This is a genomic window from Vibrio sp. Y176, assembly GCF_033438945.1.
This window is the reverse complement of sequence record NZ_JAWOQS010001008.1, coordinates 1-552: the sequence shown is the minus strand read 5'-3', so window position 1 is coordinate 552 and position 552 is coordinate 1. Positions and strand designations below refer to the sequence as shown.

General features: G+C 44.2%; 1 pseudogene. It reads left to right on the top strand.

The annotated features are described in order from the left end of the window. Positions 1 to 367, top strand: a pseudogene (locus tag R7O13_RS29910) (chromosome partitioning protein ParB); the annotation flags it as partial. Positions 368 to 552 lie beyond the last annotated feature (185 nt).

Genomic DNA, 552 nt, shown 5'->3' with positions numbered 1-552 from the left:
AGCGTATCCAAATGTTGGCGATTTAGGTCGTCCAACCATCGTTAAACTCCACAAACAGTTCTCAACATTGACCGCTGAGCAGCAGCAAAACTTGTTGGATAAATGCCGTACATCTGAAGGTTACTTGTGGCAACGTAGCAAGGCACAAGGCGTGGCTCGTTTGACCAAAGAAGTGACGGAAAGCATCGAAAGTTGGATCTCAGAGTTAGCACCAGCTAAACCTGCAAAAAAGGCTGAAAAAGTTGATCTTGTCAAAGGTCGAGCAAGCTACAGTCGTAAAGGCAGCAATCTTGCTCTCAATCTGAAGAAAGTCGATGACAGCTTGATGGAAGAAATTCTTGCTTTTGTTCAAAGCAAAATGCAATAAAACTAAGCTTTAACGATAACCGCCTTCGGGCGGTTTTTTTATGTCTGCGATCTTGAGCGTGTGGAAGCATGCTCCGAATAGCAGATGTGATAACATGGCGGCAGCTCAACATCGGATAGACCCCATGCACGCACAATCTGAATTTCTATCTTCACTTCAACGTCAATCTCAACATGCTTTTCAAC